The organism is Streptomyces varsoviensis (genome assembly GCF_000718635.1).
Taxonomy (GTDB): Bacteria; Actinomycetota; Actinomycetes; order Streptomycetales; family Streptomycetaceae; genus Streptomyces; species Streptomyces varsoviensis.
The window spans coordinates 552,495-574,919 of record NZ_JOBF01000003.1 but is presented as its reverse complement, the minus strand read 5'-3'; the positions used below and the strand labels follow the sequence as shown (position 1 = coordinate 574,919).

General features: G+C 72.6%; 14 protein-coding genes. 12 read left to right on the top strand and 2 right to left on the bottom strand.

Translation table 11 applies throughout. The features are described 5' to 3' along the window. Positions 1–3 precede the first annotated feature (3 nt). The 6 genes from mreD to IF55_RS06970 all read left to right on the top strand — a co-directional run bounded on the left by mreD (position 4) and on the right by IF55_RS06970 (position 9,208). On the top strand, positions 4–699 hold the full coding sequence (gene mreD / locus IF55_RS06995) for a rod shape-determining protein MreD (RefSeq protein WP_030890131.1): 696 nt from the start codon (positions 4–6) through the stop codon (positions 697–699). A 175-nt stretch (positions 700–874) separates the two neighbouring features. Next, positions 875–2,986 (top strand): penicillin-binding protein 2, encoded by a 2,112-nt coding sequence (mrdA, locus tag IF55_RS06990; protein ID WP_030890135.1) that lies wholly within the window; start codon positions 875–877, stop codon positions 2,984–2,986. After that, positions 2,983–4,182, top strand: coding sequence for a rod shape-determining protein RodA (gene rodA, locus IF55_RS06985; RefSeq protein ID WP_030890137.1), 1,200 nt, complete (start codon positions 2,983–2,985; stop codon positions 4,180–4,182). Before mrdA ends, rodA begins: the two co-directional genes overlap by 4 nt. Positions 4,183–4,362: 180 nt before the next feature. Continuing rightward, positions 4,363–5,400 carry an aliphatic amidase gene (locus IF55_RS06980; protein WP_030890140.1) on the top strand — a complete coding sequence of 346 codons (1,038 nt, stop codon included), beginning with the start codon at positions 4,363–4,365 and terminating at the stop codon, positions 5,398–5,400. A gap of 69 nt (positions 5,401–5,469) precedes the next feature. Further along, positions 5,470–7,173: a CYTH and CHAD domain-containing protein gene (locus tag IF55_RS06975; protein WP_063763900.1), complete on the top strand. Its 1,704-nt coding sequence runs from the start codon at positions 5,470–5,472 to the stop codon at positions 7,171–7,173. A gap of 106 nt (positions 7,174–7,279) precedes the next feature. Next, positions 7,280–9,208: a TIGR03960 family B12-binding radical SAM protein gene (locus IF55_RS06970; protein ID WP_030890145.1), complete on the top strand. Its 1,929-nt coding sequence runs from the start codon at positions 7,280–7,282 to the stop codon at positions 9,206–9,208. Between the two features lie 27 nt (positions 9,209–9,235). Here the strand turns inward: IF55_RS06970 and tgmC are convergent, their stop codons facing one another. Continuing rightward, positions 9,236–10,432 carry an ATP-grasp peptide maturase system methyltransferase gene (gene tgmC, locus IF55_RS06965; protein ID WP_030890148.1) on the bottom strand — a complete coding sequence of 399 codons (1,197 nt, stop codon included), beginning with the start codon at positions 10,430–10,432 and terminating at the stop codon, positions 9,236–9,238. Between the two features lie 458 nt (positions 10,433–10,890). On the opposite strand from tgmC, the gene IF55_RS06960 reads away from it, so the two are divergent. The 5 genes from IF55_RS06960 (at position 10,891) to obgE (ending at position 18,351) form a co-directional block, all read left to right on the top strand. Beyond that, complete coding sequence (locus IF55_RS06960) at positions 10,891–11,694, top strand: TIGR03936 family radical SAM-associated protein (protein WP_030876906.1); 804 nt, start codon at positions 10,891–10,893, stop codon at positions 11,692–11,694. 219 nt (positions 11,695–11,913) lie between these two features. Next, positions 11,914–15,936, top strand: coding sequence for an Rne/Rng family ribonuclease (locus tag IF55_RS06955; RefSeq protein ID WP_030876904.1), 4,023 nt, complete (start codon positions 11,914–11,916; stop codon positions 15,934–15,936). Positions 15,937–16,194: 258 nt separating this feature from the next. Beyond that, positions 16,195–16,515 (top strand): 50S ribosomal protein L21, encoded by a 321-nt coding sequence (gene rplU / locus IF55_RS06950; protein ID WP_030876900.1) that lies wholly within the window; start codon positions 16,195–16,197, stop codon positions 16,513–16,515. Between the two features lie 14 nt (positions 16,516–16,529). Next, positions 16,530–16,787, top strand: a complete 258-nt coding sequence (gene rpmA, locus IF55_RS06945) for a 50S ribosomal protein L27 (RefSeq protein ID WP_030876897.1) — start codon at positions 16,530–16,532, stop codon at positions 16,785–16,787. Between the two features lie 127 nt (positions 16,788–16,914). Then, complete coding sequence (obgE, locus tag IF55_RS06940) at positions 16,915–18,351, top strand: GTPase ObgE (protein WP_030876894.1); 1,437 nt, start codon at positions 16,915–16,917, stop codon at positions 18,349–18,351. Between the two features lie 378 nt (positions 18,352–18,729). Here obgE and IF55_RS06935 read toward each other — a convergent pair whose 3' ends face one another. Next, positions 18,730–20,811, bottom strand: a complete 2,082-nt coding sequence (locus IF55_RS06935) for a hypothetical protein (RefSeq protein WP_030876892.1) — start codon at positions 20,809–20,811, stop codon at positions 18,730–18,732. Positions 20,812–21,205: 394 nt separating this feature from the next. Here IF55_RS06935 and proB point away from each other — a divergent pair, with 394 nt between their 5' ends. After that, positions 21,206–22,312 (top strand): glutamate 5-kinase, encoded by a 1,107-nt coding sequence (proB, locus tag IF55_RS06930; RefSeq protein ID WP_030876889.1) that lies wholly within the window; start codon positions 21,206–21,208, stop codon positions 22,310–22,312. The last annotated feature ends 113 nt before the right edge of the window (positions 22,313–22,425 follow it).

Below are 22,425 nucleotides of genomic sequence, written 5' to 3'. Positions count from 1 at the left end.
CCGATGCGCCTCAACCGGACCCTGCTCGCCACGCTCCTGGTCGTCGTCGCCCTCGTGGTCCAGGTCTGCGTCCTGGCCCGCCTCCATCTGCCCGGCGCCGTCCCCGACCTGCTGCTGCTCGTCGTCGTCAGCCTCGCGCTCGTCTACGGGCACGTCGCCGGCTGCCTCATCGGCTTCGGCGCCGGGCTCCTCGCCGACCTCGCGCCCCCCGCCGACCACGCCGCCGGCCGCTACGCCCTCGTGCTCTGCCTGATCGGCTACCTCGCCGGACTGGTCAAACCCGACAACGGACGGCTCCGCTCGGCCGCCGGCCCGCTGCTCGTCGTCCTCGCCGCCGCCATCGGCTCCACCCTGCTGTACGCGGGCGTCGGTTCCCTCGTCGGCGACTCCGCCGCCCGCCACGTCGGCATCACCCGCCTGCTGCTCACCGCCGCCCTCTACGACGTGCTGCTGGCCCCCTTCACCGTGCCGGTGATCATGGCCCTGGCCCGCCGCACCGAATACGACCCGCTCGCCGGCGACACCTCCGCGGGCTCCGCCGGCGGCGACAACACCTGGCTGACCTCGTACGGCGCGAGCCGCGGCAGCAAGCTCGGCAAGGTCGGCAAGAGCACAGCCATCGGCGGCCAGCGCGGCGGGCTGCTCAGCAAGCCGGCGAAGGGCAAGCAGGGCCGGCTCAAGGGGGTCAAGCGCCTGTGACGCCGCCCATGGCGCGGCCCGCCGCCGCAGGCCCGTGCGGCGCTCCGGGCCCGTACCGCGCTACGGACTCGTACGGCGCTCCGGGCCCGTACCGCGCCCGCTCGCATCACGACCAGGGTCAGGACCACGGCCAGGGCCAGGATCACGGCCGGCGACAGCGACAGGAAGGGGCATCGTGACCAACATTCCGGAGACCGGCCGGACCTCCCGCGTCAACGTCCGGCTCATCATCATCCAGATCCTGGTCTTCTCCCTCCTGCTGACCCTCGGCGGCCGCCTCTGGTACCTCCAGATCCGCAACGGCGACGAGTACACCGCCGAAGCCGCCAGCAACCACATCCAGCAGGTCGTCGACCCCGCCACCCGCGGCTCGATACTGGACGCCCGCGGCGTGCCGCTCGCCGACAACGAGACCCGGCTCGTCGTCACCGCCGACCGCACCCAACTGATGCGGATGAAGGACCGCGGCAAGGCCGTCCTCGGCCGCCTCGCCGACGTCCTCGGCCTCAAGGCCGACGAGGTCGCCGCCAAGGTCCGGCTCTGCGACGCCAAGACGCCCCGCCCCTGCTGGAACGGGTCGCCCTACCAGCCCATCCCCATCACCGACGAGGCCACCACCCAGCAGGCCCTCCAGATCCGCGAGCGCGCCGAGGAATTCCCCGGCATCACCGCCGAACCCACGCCCGTACGCCGCTACGCGGGCCCCGGCAAGTCCAACACCGCCCAGGTGCTCGGCTACCTCTCGCCCGTCACCGACGACGAGATCACCAAGGCCAAGAACACCCGCTCCCCGCTGCTGCGCTCCGACCAGATCGGCCGCTCCGGACTGGAGCGGCAGTACGACTCCGTGCTGCGCGGCACCGCCGGCGTCACCCGCTACGAGGTCGACAACCTCGGCCGCGTCATCGGCAAGGCCAAGAGCGACAAGTCGCAGCCCGGCTCCAACCTCATCACCAGCATCGACGCCCGGGTCCAGGCCATAGCGGAGAAGGAGCTGGACCAGGCGATGAAGGACGCCCGCAAGGAGTTCGACAAGAACACCGGCCGCAACTACAAGGCCGACGCGGGCTCCGTCGTCGTGATGGAGGCCAAGACCGGCCGGGTCGTCGCCATGGCCTCCAACCCCACCTACGACCCCAACGCCTGGGTCGGCGGCATCTCCGGCAAGGACTACAAGCAGCTCACCGGCAAGGACTCCAACTACCCGCTGCTCAACCGCGCCATCCAGGGCCAGTCCGCCCCCGGCTCGGTCTTCAAGGCCATCTCCGCGACCGCCGCCGTCAACGCCGGATACGACTTCGACGGCAAGTACGACTGCTCCAGCTCGTACAGCATCGGCAACGAGGTCTTCAAGAACTTCGAGTCCAAGGGGTACGGGCCGATCGACCTCGGCCGCGCCCTGGAGGTCTCCTGCGACACCGTCTTCTACGACCTGGCCTACCGCCAGTGGCAGAAGGACGGCGGCAACAACCCCAAGCACCCCAAGGACTGGTTCTACAAGACCGCCCACCAGTTCGGCCTCGGCGACGAGACCGGCGTCGACCTCCCCAACGAGGTCAGCGGCCGGGTCCCGGACCGCCAGTGGAAGAAGAAGTACTGGGAGGCCAACAAGGACTCCTGGTGCCGGCAGGGCAAGGACGACGACAGCTACGCCGGGAAGATCGCCAAGGAGAACTGCGAATCCGGCATGCGGATGCGCGCCGGTGACTCCGTCAACTACTCCATCGGCCAGGGCGACACGCTCGTCACCCCCATCCAGATGGCCACCATCTACTCCGCCATCAGCAACGGCGGCACCCTCTACAACCCCACCGTCGGCAAGGCCATCGTCAGCCCCGACGGCAAGCACGTCGAGGAGATCGCGCCCAAGTCGCACGGCAAGCTGCCGTTCAAGGGCGACACCCGCGACAAGCTCGACTCGGCGCTCGCGGGCGTCGCCACCCGCGGCAGCGCCGCCTGGCGGTTCCAGGGCTGGCCGCAGAAGCAGATCCCGATGCACGCCAAGACCGGTACCGCGGAGGTCTACGGCAAGCAGACCACCTCCTGGTTCACGACGTACACCAAGGACTACACGGTCGTCATGACCATCTCCCAGGGCGGCACCGGCTCCGGCGCCTCCGGGCCCGCCGTACGCAAGATCTACGACGCCCTCTACGGAGTCGACGACAAGGGTCACATCGACGAGAAGAAGGCGCTCCTGCCGCGCCCCGAGGCGAAGCTCCCCAAGATCGAGAGCGACGGCTCCATCGAGGCCCAGCCCATCGGCGCCGGGAGGCGGAAGCCATGACCACCTCCCCCAACTTCTCCATCAGCCGCTACGCCCCCGAGCGCTCCGCCTGGCGCAAGCTCACCGCGCGCGACTCCATCGTGCGCCGCCTCGACTGGCTCATGCTGCTGGCCGCCCTCGCGCTGTCCGCGCTGAGCACCCTGCTCGTCTACTCCGCCACCCGCGGCCGCACCGAGCTCAACCACGGCGACCCCTACTACTTCCTGCTCCGCAACGTCCTCAACATCGGCATAGGGATCGCCCTCGCCGTCGGCACGGTCTGGCTCGGCCACCGCACCCTGCGCGGCGCCGTCCCCATCCTGTACGGCGTCTCGGTGCTCCTCACCGCCGCCGTCCTCACCCCGCTGGGCGCCACCATCAACGGCGCGCGCTCCTGGATCCAGCTCCCCGCGGGCTTCTCCATCCAGCCCTCCGAGTTCATCAAGATCACGATCACCCTCGGCATGGCCATGCTGCTGGCCGCCAAGGTCGACGCCGGGGACCGCCCCTACCCCGACCACCGCACGGTCCTCCAGGCCCTGGGCCTCGCCGCGCTGCCGATCCTCATCATCCTGCTGATGCCGGACCTCGGCTCGGTCATGGTGCTCGTCGTGATCGTCCTCGCCGCGCTGCTCGCCTCCGGCGCCTCCAACCGCTGGATCGCCGGGCTGATCGGCGCGGGCATCGCGGGGTGCGTCCTGATCTGGCAGCTCGGCGTCCTCGACGAGTACCAGATCAACCGCTTCGCGGCCTTCGCCAACCCCGCCCTCGACCCGGCCGGCGTCGGCTACAACACCAACCAGGCCCGTATCGCCATCGGCTCCGGCCGCCTCACCGGCTCCGGCCTCTTCCACGGCTCCCAGACCACCGGCCAGTTCGTCCCCGAGCAGCAGACCGACTTCATCTACTCCGTCGCGGGCGAGGAACTCGGCTTCATAGGAGCCGGCCTGATCATCGTGCTGCTCGGCGTCGTCCTGTGGCGCGCCTGCCGTATCGCCCGCGAGACCACCGAGCTGTACGGCACGATCGTCGCCGCCGGGATCATCGCCTGGTTCGCGTTCCAGGCGTTCGAGAACATCGGCATGACGCTCGGCATCATGCCGGTCACGGGGCTGCCGCTGCCCTTCGTCTCCTACGGCGGCTCGTCGATGTTCGCCGCCTGGATCGCCATAGGGCTGCTCCAGTCCATCAAGGTGCAGCGACCGCTCTCCGCCTGACCGCTGCTCTCCGCCTGGCCGCTCTCTGCCTGATCGCTCTCCGCCTGATCGCTCTCCGCCGACGCGATCGTCTGCCGTCGCGCCCCCTCGTCCCACCCGCCACGCCCTGACAACGGGGCGCGGCGGGGCGAGACTTGAGGGCGTACGACCGTAGGCCGACGACCGCACAGGAGGAGCACGATGCGTCACGGTGACATCTCATCCAGCCCGGACACCGTCGGTGTCGCGGTGGTCAACTACAAGATGCCCCGCCTGCACACCCGCGCCGAGGTCCTGGAGAACGCCCGCCGGATCGCGGAGATGGTGGTGGGCATGAAGAGGGGCCTGCCCGGCATGGACCTCGTGGTGTTCCCGGAGTACTCCACCCAGGGGATCATGTACGACACCGACGAGATGTACGCGACCGCCGCCACCGTGCCGGGCGAGGAGACCGCCGTCTTCGCCGCGGCCTGCCGCGAGGCGGGCACCTGGGGCGTCTTCTCGCTCACCGGCGAGCGCCACGAGGACCACCCCCGCAAGCCCCCGTACAACACGCTCGTCCTCATCGACGACCGCGGCGAGATCGTCCAGAAGTACCGCAAGATCCTGCCGTGGTGCCCGGTCGAGCACTGGTACCCGGGGGATGCCACCTTCGTCTCCGAGGGCCCCAAGGGGCTGCGGATCTCGCTGATCATCTGCGACGACGGCAACTACCCGGAGATCTGGCGGGACTGCGCCATGAAGGGCGCCGAGCTGATCGTGCGCTGCCAGGGCTACATGTACCCCGCCAAGGACCAGCAGATCATGATGGCCAAGGCGATGGCCTGGGCGAACAACTGCTACGTCGCCGTCGCCAACGCCGCCGGGTTCGACGGCGTGTACTCCTACTTCGGGCACTCCTCGATCGTCGGGTTCGACGGCCGTACGCTCGGCGAGACGGGCGAGGAGGAGTACGGCGTCCAGTACGCGCAGCTCTCCGTCTCCGCCATCCGCGACGCCCGCGCCCACGACCAGTCCCAGAACCACCTCTACAAGCTGCTGCACCGCGGCTACTCCGCGCTCCACGACGCGGGGGAGGGCGCGGCGGGCGTCGCGGACTGCCCGTTCGACTTCTACACGCTCTGGACGACCGACCCCCGGAAGGCCGCCGAGAACGTCGAGGCCATCACCCGGGATACCGCGGGGGTGGCCGGCTGCCCCGTCGGCTCCCTGCCGGTGGAGCGCCCGCGCGAGGAGTGAGCCGCCGGGCCGGCTCCGAGCCCGCGCGGGTACTGCCCAGAACCCCGCCCCCGGACTACATTCCGGCCCATGGCGGACACCGTGCGGGAGTGCGAGCGGAAGTACGAAGCGGCCGGTACGCCCCGGCTGCCCTCGTTGACCGGCGTGCGCCGGGTCGCGACCGTGGCCGACGAGGGCGTCGTCGAACTCGACGCCGTCTACTACGACACCGCGGACCGCCGGCTGGCCGCCGCGGGCATCACCCTGCGGCGGCGCACCGGCGGCGACGACGCCGGCTGGCACCTCAAGCTGCCGGTCGCCCCCGGCGTACGCGACGAGGTCCGCGCCCCGCTCGCCGACGCCGTGCCGGGCGCGCTCGCCGCGCTCGTACGGTCGCGGGTACGGACCGCCGCCCTCGTACCGCTGCTGCGGCTGCGCACCCGCCGGGGCGTGCACCGGCTGCTCGACGGCGAGGGCCGGCACCTCGCGGAGGTCGCCGTCGACGCCGTCCTGGCGCGGCGGCTGGACGCCGGGAGCGGCGAACGGAGCGTGCGGTGGTCCGAGGTCGAGGTGGAGCTGGCCGAGCGGGGCGACGAGGCGCTGCTCGACGCCGTGGAGAAGAAGCTCCTCAAGGCGGGGCTGCGGCGGGCGGCGGACGATTCGAAGCTGGCGCGGGGGCTGCGGGAGACGGAGCCGGAGCATGAGAAGACCGAGCCGGGGGCGGCGAAGACAGAGGAGGGCAGCGGGCCGGGCCTCCCGTCGGCGGGCCTCCTGACGGGGCGCCCGTCGGACGGGCCGTCGGGCGGGCCGCACGCCGCGTGGACCGCCCCCGACTACGTCCTCGTCTACATCTGGCTCCAGGTCCTCGCCATCGTCCGGCTCGACCCGGACGTACGCCGCGACCGGCCCGACTCCGTGCACCAGATGCGGGTGGCGACGCGGCGCACCCGCAGCGCGCTGCGCTCGTACGGGAAGGTACTCGACCGGACGGTCACCGACCCCATCGGGGCGGAACTGCGCTGGCTGGCAGGCGAGTTGGGCGTCGACCGGGACCGGGAAGTGCTCACGGACCGGCTGACCGCCGCGCTCGGCAAGCTGCCGGGCGAACTGCGCGCGGGCCCGGTCCGCGCCCGGCTGCGCACCTGGTCGCGGGCGCGCCGCCACGGCTCACGGCGGCGGCTGCTCGCCGTGCTCGACGGCGAGCGCTACCTCACGCTCCTCGACACCCTCGACGCGCTCGTCGCCGACCCGCCGCTGCGCCCGAAGCAGCCGAAGAACGCGCTGGTCACGGCCGTACTGCGGGACTACGAGCGGCTGGGCCGGCAGATCTCCGAGGCCCTGGAGGCGCCGGCGGGCCCCCGGCGCGACGCCGCCATGCACGAGGCCCGCAAGTCGGCGAAGCGCACGCGGTACGCGGCGGAGGCGGCGGCCCCCGCGCTGGGCGAACCGGCCGAGCGGATCACCGCGCACGCCAAGGCGCTCCAGGGACTGCTCGGCGAGCACCAGGACAGCGTCATGGCGCGGCTCGCCTTGCGCGAGCTGGCCGCGCACGCGCAGGACGCGGGGGAGAGCGCGTTCACCTACGGGGTGCTGTACGGGCGCGAGGAGCGGGCGGCGGCGGAGTGCGAGGAGGGGCTGATGCGCAACGGGACGCGGCTGCTGCCGGAGCGGATCGCGGCCCTCAAGGGCGAGCCCCCGCCGCCCCGGCCGCGCGTGCCCCGCTGGCTCACGGAGGAGGAGGCCGAGGCCATGGCGTCGGGCGCGGACGCGCCGAGGGCGGACTTCGCGCGATGAACGGACATATCGGGGCGGTCCGGGATCGGCCGAACGGCGTGCGACGGGCCGCTCCGGGCGCGTTACGCTAGAGAGTCGCCCCCCAGCCAGCTCAGGAAAGTTCTCGATGTCTGTCGATTCGGTCTTCCCACAGCTCGAAGCTCTGCTCCCGCATGTGCAGAAGCCCATTCAGTACGTCGGCGGTGAGCTGAACTCCACCGTCAAGGACTGGGACGCCTGCGCTGTCCGCTGGGCGCTCATGTACCCCGACGCGTACGAGGTGGGGCTGCCCAACCAGGGCGTCATGATCCTCTACGAGGTGCTCAACGAGCGCCCGGACGTCCTGGCCGAGCGCACGTACAGCGTCTGGCCGGACCTCGAAGAGCTGATGCGCGAGCACAAGGTCCCGCAGTTCACGGTGGACGCGCACCGGCCCGTCGGCGCCTTCGACGTCTTCGGGCTGTCCTTCTCCACCGAGCTGGGCTACACCAACATGCTCGCGGCCCTGGACCTCGCGGGCATCCCCATGGAGTCCAAGGACCGCACGGTCGAGCACCCCATCGTGCTCGCCGGCGGCCACGCCGCCTTCAACCCCGAGCCCATCGCCGACTTCATCGACTGCGCGGTCGTCGGCGACGGCGAGCAGGCGGTCCTGGAGATCACCGACATCATCCGGGACTGGAAGGCGGAGGGCCGCCCCGGCGGCCGGGACGAGGTGCTGCTGCGCCTCGCGCGCACCGGCAGCGTGTACGTACCCCGCTTCTACGACGTCGAGTACCTGGCCGACGGCCGGATCGCGCGCGTCGTGCCCAACCGCTCGGGCGTGCCGTGGCGGGTGTCCAAGCACACCGTCATGGACCTCGACGAGTGGCCGTACCCGAAGCAGCCGCTGGTCCCGCTCGCGGAGACCGTGCACGAGCGGATGTCCGTGGAGATCTTCCGCGGCTGCACCCGGGGCTGCCGGTTCTGCCAGGCGGGCATGATCACGCGCCCGGTGCGGGAGCGGTCGATCACCGGCATCGGCGAGATGGTGGACAAGGGCCTCAAGGCGACCGGCTTCGAGGAGGTCGGCCTGCTCTCGCTGTCCTCCGCCGACCACACCGAGATCGGCGACATCGCCAAGGGCCTCGCGGACCGCTACACGGAGGACAAGGTCGGCCTGTCGCTGCCGTCCACCCGCGTCGACGCGTTCAACATCGACCTCGCCAACGAACTGACCCGCAACGGCCGCCGGTCCGGACTGACGTTCGCGCCCGAGGGCGGCTCGGAGCGCATCCGCAAGGTCATCAACAAGATGGTCTCGGAGGAGGACCTGATCCGGACCGTCTCGACGGCGTACGGCAACGGCTGGCGCCAGGTGAAGCTGTACTTCATGTGCGGCCTGCCCACCGAGACGGACGACGACGTTCTCCAGATCGGCGACATGGCCGTCAACGTCATCGCCGAGGGCCGCAAGGTCTCCGGCCAGAACGACATCCGCTGCACCGTCTCCATCGGCGGCTTCGTCCCCAAGCCGCACACGCCCTTCCAGTGGGCCCCGCAGCTCTCCGCCGAGGAGACCGACGCCCGGCTGGCGAAGCTCCGCGACAAGATCCGCGGCGACAAGAAGTACGGCCGCTCCATCGGCTTCCGCTACCACGACGGCAAGCCCGGCATCGTCGAGGGCCTCCTCTCCCGCGGCGACCGCCGCGTCGGCGACGTCATCCGCGCCGTCTACGAGAGCGGCGGCCGCTTCGACGGCTGGCGCGAGCACTTCAGCTACGACCGCTGGATGATCGCCGCCGACAAGACCCTCCCCGACCACGGCGTCGACGTCGCCTGGTACACCACCCGCGAGCGCTCCTACGAGGAAGTCCTCCCCTGGGACCACCTCGACTCCGGCCTCGACAAGGACTGGCTCTGGGAGGACTGGCAGGACGCCCTCGACGAGACCGAGGTCGACGACTGCCGCTGGACGCCCTGCTTCGACTGCGGGGTGTGCCCGCAGATGGACACGGAGATCCAGATCGGCCCGACGGGCAAGAAGCTGTTGCCGCTGACGGTGGTCAACAAGTAGCTCGGGGGAGCAGCTCAGGGGAGCAGCTCAGGCAAGGCGGTGCTCCCATCGCAGTGCCGGGCTGCCGTCGATCCAGTAGGTGTGGGACCGGGCGGTGACGCGGAGCCGTACGGCGGTGATGTCGGGGCTCCCCGCGTCCCGCCACGCGGTGAGCGCCCGCTCGATGCCGTCCCACAGAGCGACGGGGCCGCCTTGCCGAACGGTCCAGCCGTCCCCGTCCGGGGCGAACGCGGCGAACGACTCGCGCTCCGGATCGAAGAGGTGGAGCAGCCGGGAGCCGTCCCGCGCCGTGGCCCGTACGAACTGGGCCCCGGGCGCGGCGAGCTGGGCGAGGAAGGCGGGCATCCACTCCTCCAGCAGTACGGGCGGCACCTCGGCCGCCCGCTCGCTGTCGGCGTAGGCCGTACGCGCCGAGAGGTCGCCGGCCACCGGCGCCGGGACCTGGGACCGGGCCTGCATGAACGAGGACCGGCCGACGATCCTCCCCTCGGCGCTGCCGTCCTCGCCCACGGTGACCTTCGCGAGCCCGGTCCCGTACTGCCAGTCCCCGCCGACGGTCGCCAGGACGAGGCCGCCCGGCCGCGTCTGCCTGATCCAGGCGTACGGGATGCGGCGGACGGCGCAGGTAGCGATCGTCCGGTCGTACGGGGCGCGGCGCGGATGGCCGAGGAGCCCGTCCCCGCACACGGTCCACGTCGAGAACCCGGCCGCCTCCAAGGCGGCGTCCGCGCGGGCCCACACCGCCGGATCGACTTCGACGGTCGTCACATGGTCGACCCCGAGCCGGTGACACATCAGCCCCGCCGAGTACCCGGTGCCCGTCCCGATCTCCAGCACCTGATGCCCCTCCGACACCTCCAGGCTCTCCAGCATCCCGACCACGGTGACGGGCGTGGTCGACGACGACGTGGGGGAGCCCGTCACGGCCCCGTCCACCTGGTCGGCGGTCACCCGCCCGTCGAGCTGCGTGGTCAGCGACGCATCGCTATAGGCGACCCGCACCCATTCCTCCGGATCGGCCGCCCCGCCCACCACCGGCCGCCACCGGCCGCCCCCCTCGGGCAGGAACACCCCCGGCTCCAGAAACAGCTCCCGCGGCACCCCTCCCACAGCGGCCCGCCACCCCGGCGTCACCAGAACTCCGGCCTCCTCCAACCGCGTGACAAGGGCGCGCCGCGCGGACGCCGGGCCCGAGTGGGTGACCGTGGCGTGCGGGCGGCGCACGGTGCTCGGGTAGGGCGCCAGTCGGCCGGCGCCCCATGGGCGGGCGGTGGGGCGGATATCGGGGGGCGTCACGGGGGGGCTCCTCGGAGTGGGGTTTCGGGGGCGCGAACTCTGCCATGGGCGAGGGGCGTGCCGGGGCGAGTGACTTCGAGACCATCGCCCAGCACACCGGGCTCAGGACCCAGTGGGTCGCGGAGCCCGGGGGTGTCGACTGATCTTTCCGGGGGCGGCGGCGGGGGGCCGACGGGGGGCGGGGTGGGGTGGGGCACGTACCCTGGGAGGAACGTCCGGGCGCGACTGTTGTCCCCGTCCACGCGGGGGCGATCCGGACAGGACGGCGCTTGCGCCATCCGGGACGGTCCCCGCCGACGCTGGGGCGGCGTCCAGTGGCGCCCCCGCACCAAGGAGAAGTAACACTGGGCAAGCGACAGCCCGAAGGCCCGCCGCCCGCACCCGCGGTGCAGCGCATCCGCCTGCGCTACACCAAGCGCGGCCGCCTCCGGTTCACCAGCCACCGTGACTTCCAGCGCGCCTTCGAGCGCGCGCTGCGCCGCGCCGAGGTGCCCATGGCGTACTCGGCGGGCTTCACCCCGCACCCCAAGGTGTCGTACGCGAACGCGGCCCCCACCGGTACGGGCAGCGAGGCCGAGTACCTGGAGATCCAGCTCACCGCCGCGCGGGACCCCGAGAAGCTCCGCGTCCTGCTGGACGAGTCCATGCCCGCCGGGCTCGACATCATCGACGCGGTGGAGGCGCACACCTCGTCCTTCGCCGACCGGCTGCAGGCGTCCGTATGGGAGCTGCGGCTCGACGGCGTACGGGCCGAGGACGCCGAACGGGCCGTCGCGGCGTTCCTGGCGGCGGAGACCGTGGAGGTCGAGCGCCGTACGAAAAACGGGTTGCGGAGCTTCGACGCGCGTGCCGCCGTCGTCCGCCTCGAAGCGCTCGCGGCCACGGTCGATAGGCCCGACCTCACTGCCTGTGCGATACTGCGGCTGGTTGTTCGGCATTTGACACCTGCCGTTCGACCCGACGACGTCCTGTCCGGTCTCCGCGCCACGGCCGACCTGGCGCCGCCGGTCCCCGCAGCGGTGACCAGGCTGGCGCAGGGGCTGCTCGATGAGGAGACCGGCACGGTGACCGACCCGCTCGCGCCCGACCGCGACGCTGCCACGGCCGCTCCACCCACGGCCGCCGGGCTGAGTGCCGCGAAGGCGACGGCCGGGGACTCCCCGCCGAAGGCCGGGGAAGGTTCCGCGTAGGGCGGCCGTCGACGCGCCGCCGATCCACCAGGGAGCCACCCGGGTCCGGCAGGCGCACTGACCAGAAGACTTTCGCCGGTGCCGACAACTCGGACCCGGCGAGCGAGACGACAGCTCCCGTGCGGCGCCCGCGCCCCGGCGGCGGAACCGCGCACATCACGCGGGCCGCGGACCGGACACCGGCGCGGCGCCCGGGAGCGTGACGGGAGAACCGCCCGCATGTTCGAGCCGATCGAACCCAATGAGGCGGCGCGCTACAGCGCCGCCGGGGACAACACCACAGAAGACACCCCCAGCGACACCCTGCCGCCGCGCCGTCGGCGCCGCGCGGCCTCCCGGCCGGCGGGACCGCCGGCCGCGGACACGGGTGACGTCACCGCCTCGTCCGGCACCACCGCCGCGGCAGCCGCGCAGCCGGCCGCCGAGGACGCCCCGGAGCTCGCCGACGCCGCCCCCGCGCGCCCGCGCCGCCGTGCCACCCGCAAGGCGACCGCCCCGGCGGGCTCGCCCCGTACGGGTACGGGCGCCGAGGCCGCGGCCGTATCCGAGGGGGCCGCCCCGGCACCGGCCGCCGAGCCGGTCGATGCGCCCGTCGAGGCCCCCGTCGAAGAGCCCAAGCCCGCTCGTACGCGCCGCCGCGCCACCCGCAAGGCGACCGCTCCCGAAGGCGCGCCCCAGACGGCCGACGCCCAGACGGATGCTGTTCCGGCGAGCGACGCACCGGCGGAAGACCTGACGGAGGACTCGGCGGCGGAGGCCGTCGCCGAGGCGCCCGTCGAGGAGCCCAAGGCCGAGGAGCCGAAGCCCGCTCGTACGCGGCGCCGCGCCACCCGCAAGGCCGCCGCCCCCGTCGCGGAGCCCGTTGAACCCGCCGAGCCCGCTGAGACCTCTGCCGAAGAGGCCGCTGCCGAAGCTGCCGAAGCTGGTGAAGAGGCCGAAGACGGCGAAGCGGCCGTCGCCCCGGCGCCCGAAGCCCCGGCCGCCGAGAGCGCGAAGCCCGCCCGTACGCGCCGCCGCGCGTCCCGTTCCGTGAGCGCGCCGGAATCCCGTGACGAGGGCACCGGGACCGCCGAGACCGCCGCGAGCGCGGAGCCGGCCGCCGAGAAGGCCGACGAAGAGGCGTCCGCGGGCTCCGGCTCCGGCCGCGGCCGTCGCCGCGCCGTCCGGGCGCCCTCGGCCGTCTTCCAGGCGCCGGTGTTCACCGAGCCGATGTTCCAGACGCCGGAGACCGCGGCGGTCGCCGCCGCCTTGGAGGCGGAGCAGGAGGAGGCCGAGGCCGAGGCCGCGGACGAGGCCCCGGCCGAGCAGCGCCAGCCCGCCGCGGGCGGCCGGCGCCGCCGCCGTCGGCGCGGTGAGGCCGCCGAGCCCGAGCAAGCCGCCGCCCCCGCGGAGGAGGACGCCGACGCCGACGCGGAGCAGGCCGACGAGTCTGAGGACGCCGTGCAGGGCGACGACGAGTCGGGCGACCGCCCCTCGCGCCGCCGTCGCCGTGGCGGCCGGCGCCGTCGCCGCGGTGAGGCCGCGGACTCCGACGACGAGCAGGAGCAGGAGCAGGAGGGCGAGCAGCCCGACGCCGAGCCGCAGGCCGGCCGGGACGCCGAAGCCGCCGACGAGGAGTCCGACTCCGCCGACGACGACGCCGAGCAGGGTGGCTCGGGTTCGGCGAGCAGCCGCCGGCGCCGCCGTCGCCGGCGCCGCAGCGGCGACGGCCAGGACGCCGCCGAGGCCGGTGGCGACGACCCGGAGCGTACGGTCGTCAAGGTTCGCGAGCCCCGCAAGAAGGAGGCCGAGCGCGAGCCCGGCACCGGCTTCGACGAGGTCCAGTCCATCAAGGGCTCGACCCGTATGGAGGCCAAGAAGCAGCGCCGCCGCGAGGGCCGCGAGCAGGGCCGCCGCCGGGTGCCGATCATCACGGAGGCCGAGTTCCTGGCCCGCCGCGAGGCCGTCGAGCGCGTGATGGTGGTGCGCCAGAGCGGTGAGCGCACCCAGATCGGCGTGCTGGAGGACAACGTCCTCGTCGAGCACTTCGTCAACAAGGAGCAGGCCACCAGCTACGTCGGCAACGTCTACCTGGGCAAGGTCCAGAACGTGCTGCCGTCCATGGAGGCCGCCTTCGTCGACATCGGCAAGGGCCGCAACGCCGTCCTGTACGCCGGTGAGGTCAACTTCGAGGCGCTGGGCATGGCCAACGGCCCCCGGCGCATCGAGACCGCCCTGAAGTCCGGCCAGTCCGTGCTGGTGCAGGTCACCAAGGACCCGATCGGCCACAAGGGCGCCCGGCTGACCAGCCAGGTCTCGCTGCCGGGCCGCTACCTCGTGTACGTGCCCGAGGGCTCGATGACCGGCATCAGCCGCAAGCTCCCCGACACCGAGCGGTCGCGGCTGAAGCAGATCCTCAAGAAGATCGTCCCCGAGGACGCGGGCGTCATCGTCCGTACGGCCGCCGAGGGCGCGAGCGAGGACGAGCTGCGCCGGGACGTGGAGCGCCTCCAGGCGCAGTGGGAGGAGATCCAGAAGAAGGCGAAGAGCGGCGGCTCCAACGCGCCGTCCCTGCTCTACGGCGAGCCGGACATGACCGTCCGCGTCGTCCGCGACATCTTCAACGAGGACTTCTCCAAGGTCATCGTGAGCGGCGCCGACGCCTGGGAGACGATCCACGGATACGTCTCGCACGTCGCGCCCGACCTCGCCGACCGGCTGCAGAAGTGGACGTCGGACGTCGACGTCTTCGCCACGTACCGGATCGACGAGCAGCTCATGAAGGCGCTGGACCGCAAGGTCTGGCTGCCGAGCGGCGGCTCGCTCGTCATCGACCGGACCGAGGCGATGGTCGTCGTCGACGTCAACACCGGGAAGTTCACCGGCCAGGGCGGCAACCTGGAGGAGACGGTCACCAGGAACAACCTGGAGGCGGCCGAGGAGATCGTGCGCCAGCTCCGGCTGCGCGACCTCGGCGGCATCATCGTGATCGACTTCATCGACATGGTGCTGGAATCCAACCGCGACCTCGTGCTGCGGCGGCTCCTGGAGTGCCTGGGCCGGGACCGCACCAAGCACCAGGTGGCCGAGGTCACCTCGCTGGGCCTGGTCCAGATGACCCGCAAGCGGGTCGGGCAGGGGCTGCTGGAGTCCTTCTCCGAGCCGTGCGTGCACTGCAACGGCCGCGGCGTGATCGTCCACATGGACCAGCCGACCGCTGCCGGTGGCGGCGGTGGCGGTGGCGGCAAGCGCGGCAAGAAGAAGGGCAAGTCCGCGGGCGGCGCCCAGCACCACGACCACGAGCACGACCATGAGCGCGATCACGAGCACGACCACGCCCACGACCACGAGCAGCCGCTCGCGGACGAGCCGGCGGCCGTGGCCGCGGAGGAGGCCGAGGCAGAGCCCCAGGCGCGGCCCGAGCTGGAGCCCGTCGCGGTGACGGAGGCCGAGCTGCGGCCCGCCGTCGAGGCGGACGACGAGTGGTTCGGCAGCCCGGCCGAGGCGCAGGCGGCCGCCGAGTCGCGCGGCCGCGGCCGTGGGCGTCGCCGGGTGACCCGCAAGGTGTCCGCCCCGGCGGGCCCGCCGAAGCCGGAGGCCGAGGCGGAGGCCGTGTCCAGCGTGGCCGCGCCGGAGCCGGTCGCCGAGCCGGTGAGCCGCAAGGCGACCGCCCCGGCGAGCGAGCCCGAGCCCGCCGCCGAGGTCACCGCCGCGCCCGTCGCCGAGACCGCCCCCGAGCCCGTCGTCCCGCAGGACGCCGAGCCCGCCGCCGAGCCGAAGCCGGTACGTACGCGTCGTCGGGTGACCCGCAAGGCGACCGCCCCGGCGGGGCCGCCGACGGGCGCCGAGGACGCCGCGGTGGTCGTGGTCAGCGCCCCCGCGCAGGAGCCGGAGGCCAAGGCCGCCGAGCAGGTCGAGCAGGTCGAGCCGGTCGCCGAACAGGCGACGCCCGCCGAGGCGGCCGAAGAGCCGTCCGTAGCCGCCGATGCCGACGCCGTTGCCGGTGCCGATGCCGACGCCGAGGAAGCGGCTCCGGCCAAGAAGACGGCCCGTAAGAAGGCCACCACGGCGAAGAAGACCGCCGTCAAGAAGACCACGGCCAAGAAGGCGCCCGCGAAGAAGACGGCCGCCAAGAAGACCGCGGCCAAGAAGACGGCGGCGACGGCGACGGCGAAGAAGACGGCCGCCAAGAAGACGACGGCCAAGAAGGCCGCGGCGGCGGAGCAGCCGCAGTCCTCCGTCTCGGCTTCCGCCGAGGACTGAGCAGGCGAGGCGGCCGGCCCCGGCTCGTACGCGAGGGCGTACGGGCCGGGGCCGGCCGCGGGGGACCGGTTTGACCCCATGGTCAAGGGCCCCGTACTCTGGACCGTCGGCGTGTGCAACGCGCCAAACCCCTGAGCACATCCCTTCCGGCCCCGCCGGGAGAGGCCGCTCGTCCATTCGGATCTCACGGACCGTTCGCGGACCGTGTGAGCGGCTGGCATCAGAGGTCCCGTTTACTAGCGAGAGAGTGAGATCCGCGTGTACGCAATCGTGCGTAGCGGCGGTCGGCAGCACAAGGTTGCTGTCGGCGACGTCCTTGAGGTCGACAAGATTTCCACCGGCAAGGTTGGCGACGCGGTCGAGCTCTCGACGCTGCTCGTCGTCGACGGCGACGCGGTCACCAGCGACCCGTGGGTGCTGGCCGGCGTCAAGGTCCAGGCCGAGATCGTGGACCACCACAAGGGTGCCAAGATCGACATCCTGAAGTACAAGAACAAGACCGGCTACCGGAAGCGGATCGGTCACCGCCAGCAGTACACGGCGATCAAGATCACCGGCATCGACGCGGCTGCGAAGTAAGGGACTGAGGACACATGGCACACAAGAAGGGCGCATCGTCCACTCGGAACGGTCGCGACTCCAACGCCCAGCGGCTCGGCGTCAAGCGCTTCGGCGGCCAGGCCGTCAACGCCGGCGAGATCCTGGTCCGCCAGCGCGGCACCCACTTCCACCCGGGCTCGGGCGTCGGTCGCGGCGGCGACGACACCCTGTTCGCGCTGGCCGCCGGTGCGGTGCAGTTCGGCACGCACCGTGGCCGCAAGGTAGTGAACATCGTCCCGATCGCTGAGTAATCAGCTTCGGCACGACCCAGCACCTTTTTCCGAGGGCGGACCAGGCTTTCCCGGCGACGGGGAAGCGGGTCCGCCCTCGGCGTGTTAGTACAGAGAACAATTCCGTCCTTATCTGGAGGCAACCGTCATGACCACCTTCGTGGACCGCGTCGAACTGCATGTCGCCGCGGGTAACGGAGGCCACGGCTGCGCCTCCGTCCACCGTGAGAAGTTCAAGCCGCTCGGCGGCCCGGACGGCGGCAACGGCGGACGGGGCGGCGATGTGATCCTGGTCGTCGACCAGTCGGTCACCACCCTCCTGGACTACCACCACAGCCCGCACCGCAAGGCCACCAACGGCAAGCCCGGCGAGGGCGGCAACCGCTCCGGCAAGGACGGCGGCGACCTCGTCCTGCCCGTCCCGGACGGCACCGTCGTACTCGACAAGAACGGCGAGATCCTCGCCGACCTGGTCGGCGAGGGCACCACCTTCGTCGCCGCCCAGGGCGGCCGCGGCGGCCTCGGCAACGCCGCGCTGGCCTCCGCCCGCCGCAAGGCCCCCGGCTTCGCTCTCCTCGGCGAGCCCGGCGACGCCGGCGACGTGACCCTGGAGCTCAAGACCGTCGCGGACGTCGCGCTCGTCGGCTTCCCCAGCGCCGGGAAGTCCTCGCTGATCTCGGTGCTCTCGGCCGCCAAGCCGAAGATCGCCGACTACCCCTTCACCACCCTGGTGCCCAACCTCGGCGTGGTGACGGCCGGTTCGACCGTCTACACCATCGCGGACGTGCCCGGCCTCATCCCCGGCGCCAGCCAGGGCAAGGGCCTCGGCCTGGAGTTCCTGCGCCACGTCGAGCGCTGCTCGGTGCTCGTGCACGTACTGGACACGGCGACCCTGGAGTCCGACCGCGACCCGCTCTCCGACCTGGACCAGATCGAGGCGGAGCTGGCGGAGTACGGCGGTCTGGAGGACCGGCCGCGGCTCGTCGTCCTCAACAAGGTCGACATCCCCGACGGCAAGGACCTCGCCGACATCATCCGGCCCGAGCTGGAGGCCCGCGGCTTCCAGATCTTCGAGGTGTCCGCCGTCTCCCGGCTGGGCCTGAAGGAGCTGTCCTTCGCGCTCGCGGGCATCGTGGCCGAGGCGCGCGCCGCCAAGCCCAAGGAGGCGGCGACCCGCATCGTCATCCGCCCGAAGGCCGTCGACGACGCGGGCTTCACGGTCGCCGCCGACGAGGACGGCATCTTCCGGGTGCGCGGCGAGAAGCCGGAGCGCTGGGTGCGCCAGACCGACTTCAACAACGACGAGGCCGTCGGCTACCTCGCCGACCGGCTCAACCGCCTCGGCGTCGAGGACGCCCTGCTCGAAGCGGGCGCCCGCGCCGGTGACGGCGTCGCCATCGGCAGCGACGAGGACTCCGTCGTCTTCGACTGGGAGCCGACCATGGCCGCCGGCGCGGAGATGCTCGGCCGCCGCGGCGAGGACCACCGCATGGAGGCGCCGCGCCCCGCCGCGCAGCGCCGCCGGGACCGCGAAGCGGCCCGGGACGAGGCGGAGCAGGAGTTCGACGAGTTCAAGCCCTTCTGAGGGCGCGCCGCACGCCGGAGCCCGCGGCGCCGCGCGCCGCGGGCTTGGGCTCGGGCCCGCCCCGGGCGCCGTACGTGCGGGCTGCGCCGTCGGGGAAGCTCGTACGGGAAGGCCGTGCCGGAGCTCGTACAGCCTCCCCGTACGAGAGGCCGTACGGGGAGGACGTACGGGCGCGGCGTACGCGAGCGGTGTACGGGCGTGAGCGCTGCTGGGCCGTACGTACAGGGGCCGCTTACGGGGGGCGGAGCCCTGGCGAGCCCGTACGTGTACGGCCGGGTCCGCGCGGCGCGGCCGGGGCGGAGCGGATACGGGGAAGGCCCCGGAGGATGATCCTCCGGGGCCTTTCGCGTGCCGTGCCGTGCCGGGCCGGGGCCCGGCTCAGACCGTGGCGCGCTTCTCCGGTGCGTCCGGGGCCGACTGGACCTCGTCGGCGGCCGGGTCCATGTCGCGGGGCGAGGGGACGTCGCCGGGGGCGCGGGCCGCCATCCGGGCGCGGCGTTCGTCGGCCTTCTCGCACAGCGCGAGCGCGGCGGCGTTGAAGCGGGTCAGCGACGGCGGGTCCGAGGGGCCGAGCAGCTCGACCTTCAGCTCGGCGCGGGCGGTGGCGAGGCGGTCCTTGGCGGGGTTGCGGACGGCCTCCAGGAGCGCCGGCACGCCCTCGGCCTGCGGGGTGAGGATGGTGGCGGCGCTGACGGTCGGGAAGCCCGCGACGAACTCGTCCTCCGGCATGCCGCTGGTGTTGGCCACCGCGTACGGCTTCTCGCTGCTCAGGTAGTCGGAGACGACGCTGGACACGTCGCTGATGAGCAGGTCGGACTGGTTGAAGCAGGTGTAGAGGGCGGGCCGGGCGTCGGTGATGACCTGGTGCTCCCAGACCGGCAGCGAGGCCCAGTAGGCGGCCTCCCAGGCGGCGGTGGCCGCCTCCACGGTCGCGGCGCGGCCGGGCTCGGGGGTGCCCTGGAGCATCATCCGCTCCACCTCGTCGGCGCTCTCCCGGAAGGTGCTGGTGGTGAGGCGGTCCAGCTCGGCGGTGCGGCGGGCCAGTTCGGCGGCGGCCTCGGGGCCGGGGCGGGCGCCGGAGCGCTTGGTGTTGGCCTCGCGGACCATCGCCATGATGCGCTCGTTGGCGCGGCCGGCCCGAGGGTCGACGGAGCCGGTCATCGGGTGCGGCTTGTAGAGCAGGCGGACCTTGGGGTCGGCGAGGAGTTCCCGGACGATGTTCTCGCCCGCGAGCATCACGGAGGTGTTGCCGGGGTTGCCGTCCCAGCCCTCCCACGTCGGCGCGTACAGCACGGTGGTGAACTCGCCCTCGGGCGCGCCCTTGTACGGCTGGATGGGCGCGAGCTGCGGGCGGCCGACCTCGACGACGTCCTTGTCCTCGACGCCGATGTCCGCGAGCTGGTAGCGCTCGCGGGCGGCGGGGCCGGCGACCCAGACCTCGTCGTACGCCTTCGAGTACGGGTTGCAACTGGAGAGCTTGTCGCTCTCGCCGTGGTTGGTGAACGCGTGCTTGATCGAGGGCATGCGCAGCACCTGCGAGGTCTTACCGGAGTTGGCCGGGTGCAGCATCATCTTGAGCGACGACTGCTCCAGCGCCATCAGGTGGACGACCTTGGGGATGCAGACGATGGGCACGTCGGTGGCCTCGATCTTCTGCACCATGAAGCGCTCGCGGAGCACGATGATCGGGTTGCCGTCCAGCTCGGCGAGGGTGGAGAGCCACATGTTCGCCTGGTAGGCGGAGGAGGTGCCGCCGGAGAAGTACATGCCGACGGTCGGCTGGTACGTCGCCAGCCACTTGTCCAGCCAGGCCAGCGCCTGCGATTCGAGGGCGATGCGCTTCTTGGGCAGCAGCCAGGTGGCGAGGTAGACCGTGCCGCCGATGGCGAAGACCAGCGCGATGCCGAGGCCGATCTCGCCCCACAGGGCGTTGCCGGTGGCGGCGGTGGTGAGCAGGCCGGCGCTGGCGGGCACCGAGAAGCGCAGCAGCCGGCGGCCCTGCTGACGGGCCAGCAGCCGGGGCGGCGCGGCGGACAGGCGCAGCCCGGACGCGTCGATGTTGCGGGTCAGGAACGGCAGCGTACGGGCCCGGCGGACGACGACCGCGGCGGCCTGGCACGCGAAGTGCGCGCAGTAGAAGAGCAGCAGCCCGACGAAGAGCGGCGCGTGGTCGTGCGTCGGGTCGATGTCGTGGACGCGCAGCAGCCCGACCATGATCAGCATGTCGCGCAGCAACTGCCGGACCGTCACATCGAGGCGAATCCTGCTCAGCAGCGAGAGCAGCCCCGGATCGCGGTGCTGGAGGACGAGGTCGAGCGCCAGCCCGCCCGCCGAGGCGGCGACGAAGAGCGGCACATTGGGCAGCAGCGCGCCGACGAGCTGGGCGGCGAAGAACACGAGCATCGCGAGCAGCGCCGCGAGCGCCGCGGCTCGGCGGGAGGCTGTTCCGGCAGAAGGCACTGGGCGGGCTCCTGGCAGCGGGATTTGGAGGATTGAGTGCGACCGTTTTGGGGAACGGTCGACCACTGACCGTATGTCGAGCGTTGGCCCGGTAGCAATCTGCCGTGATGTGAGTCACCCCAAAAGGGATTATTTACCTGCGCTCCGCGGGATATGCTCCGCCCTCACGCTTCGCCCCCCCGCGTCCCCAGCGTCTGCCGCGTCTGCCGCGTCTGCCGCGTCCTGGGTTGGGCGCAGCCGCCGCGCCCCCGCACCCCTGTAGCCGCCGCGCCCCGTCCGGGGACCGGAACGGCTCGGCGCGCCCGTCGCCGCCTGTCGTAGATTTACGAATCGGGCAAGAGCAGACAAGGCGAGCACAGGGGTTGCAGGCGACGTGGCAGAGGCGAGACAGGACGTGACGGACGCCCGCAGGGTCGTGGTAAAGGTGGGCTCCTCCTCGCTCACCACCGCGGCCGGAGGGCTCGACGCCGACCGGGTCGACGCGCTCGTCGACGTACTCGCCGGGGCCCGCGGCCCCCGGCCCAAGGAGATAGTCCTGGTCTCCTCCGGCGCCATCGCCGCCGGGCTCGCACCGCTCGGCCTCGACCGCCGCCCCCGCGACCTCGCCCGCCAGCAGGCCGCCGCCAGCGTCGGCCAGGGACTGCTCATCGCCCGCTACACGGCCTCCTTCGCGCGCTACGGCCGGCGCGTCGGCCAGGTGCTGCTGACCTCCGACGACACCAGCCGCCGGGCCCACTACCGCAACGCCTACCGGACCCTGGACCAACTGCTGGCCATGGGGACCGTACCGATCGTCAACGAGAACGACACGGTCGCGACGGACGAGATCCGCTTCGGCGACAACGACCGGCTCGCCGCGCTCGTGGCCCACCTCGTCCGGGCCGACCTGCTGATCCTCCTCTCCGACGTCGACGGCCTCTACGACGGCGACCCCAGCACCCCCGGCACCGCCCGGATCGCGGAGGTCGGCGGCCCGGCGGATCTGGACGGCATCACCATCGGCAGCGCGGGCAAGGCCGGTGTCGGCACCGGCGGCATGGTCACCAAGGTCGAGGCCGCCCGGATCGCCGCCGCGGCCGGCATCCCGGTCGTCCTGACCTCCGCCAGCCAGGCCGCCGACGCGCTCGCCGGGCGGCCCACCGGCACGTACTTCCACCGCACCGGCCGCCGCTCCGCCGACCGGCTGCTGTGGCTCGCGCACGCCTCCGCGCCCCGCGGCGCCCTCACCCTGGACGACGGCGCCGTACGGGCCGTACTGGAGCGGCACGGCTCGCTGCTGCCCGCCGGCATCGAGGCGGTCGAGGGGGAGTTCTCGGCGGGCGACCCGGTGGAGCTGCGGGACGGCGCGGGGCGCGCGGTGGCGCGCGGCCTCGTGAACTTCGACGCCAAGGAGATCCCGCGGCTCATCGGCCGCTCCACCCGGGACCTGGCGCGCGAGCTGGGTCCGGAGTACGAGCGCGAGGTCGTGCACCGCGACGACCTGGTCGTGCTCAGTACCTGAGCCGGTCGTGCTCAGTATGTGAGCCGAGCGCCCGTGGGGGCCTGGAGGCCCCGGGCGGCGCGGTCCGGGGCGTCGGCGGGCGCCGGGGGGAGAAGTCCGGCCTTTCACCAGTC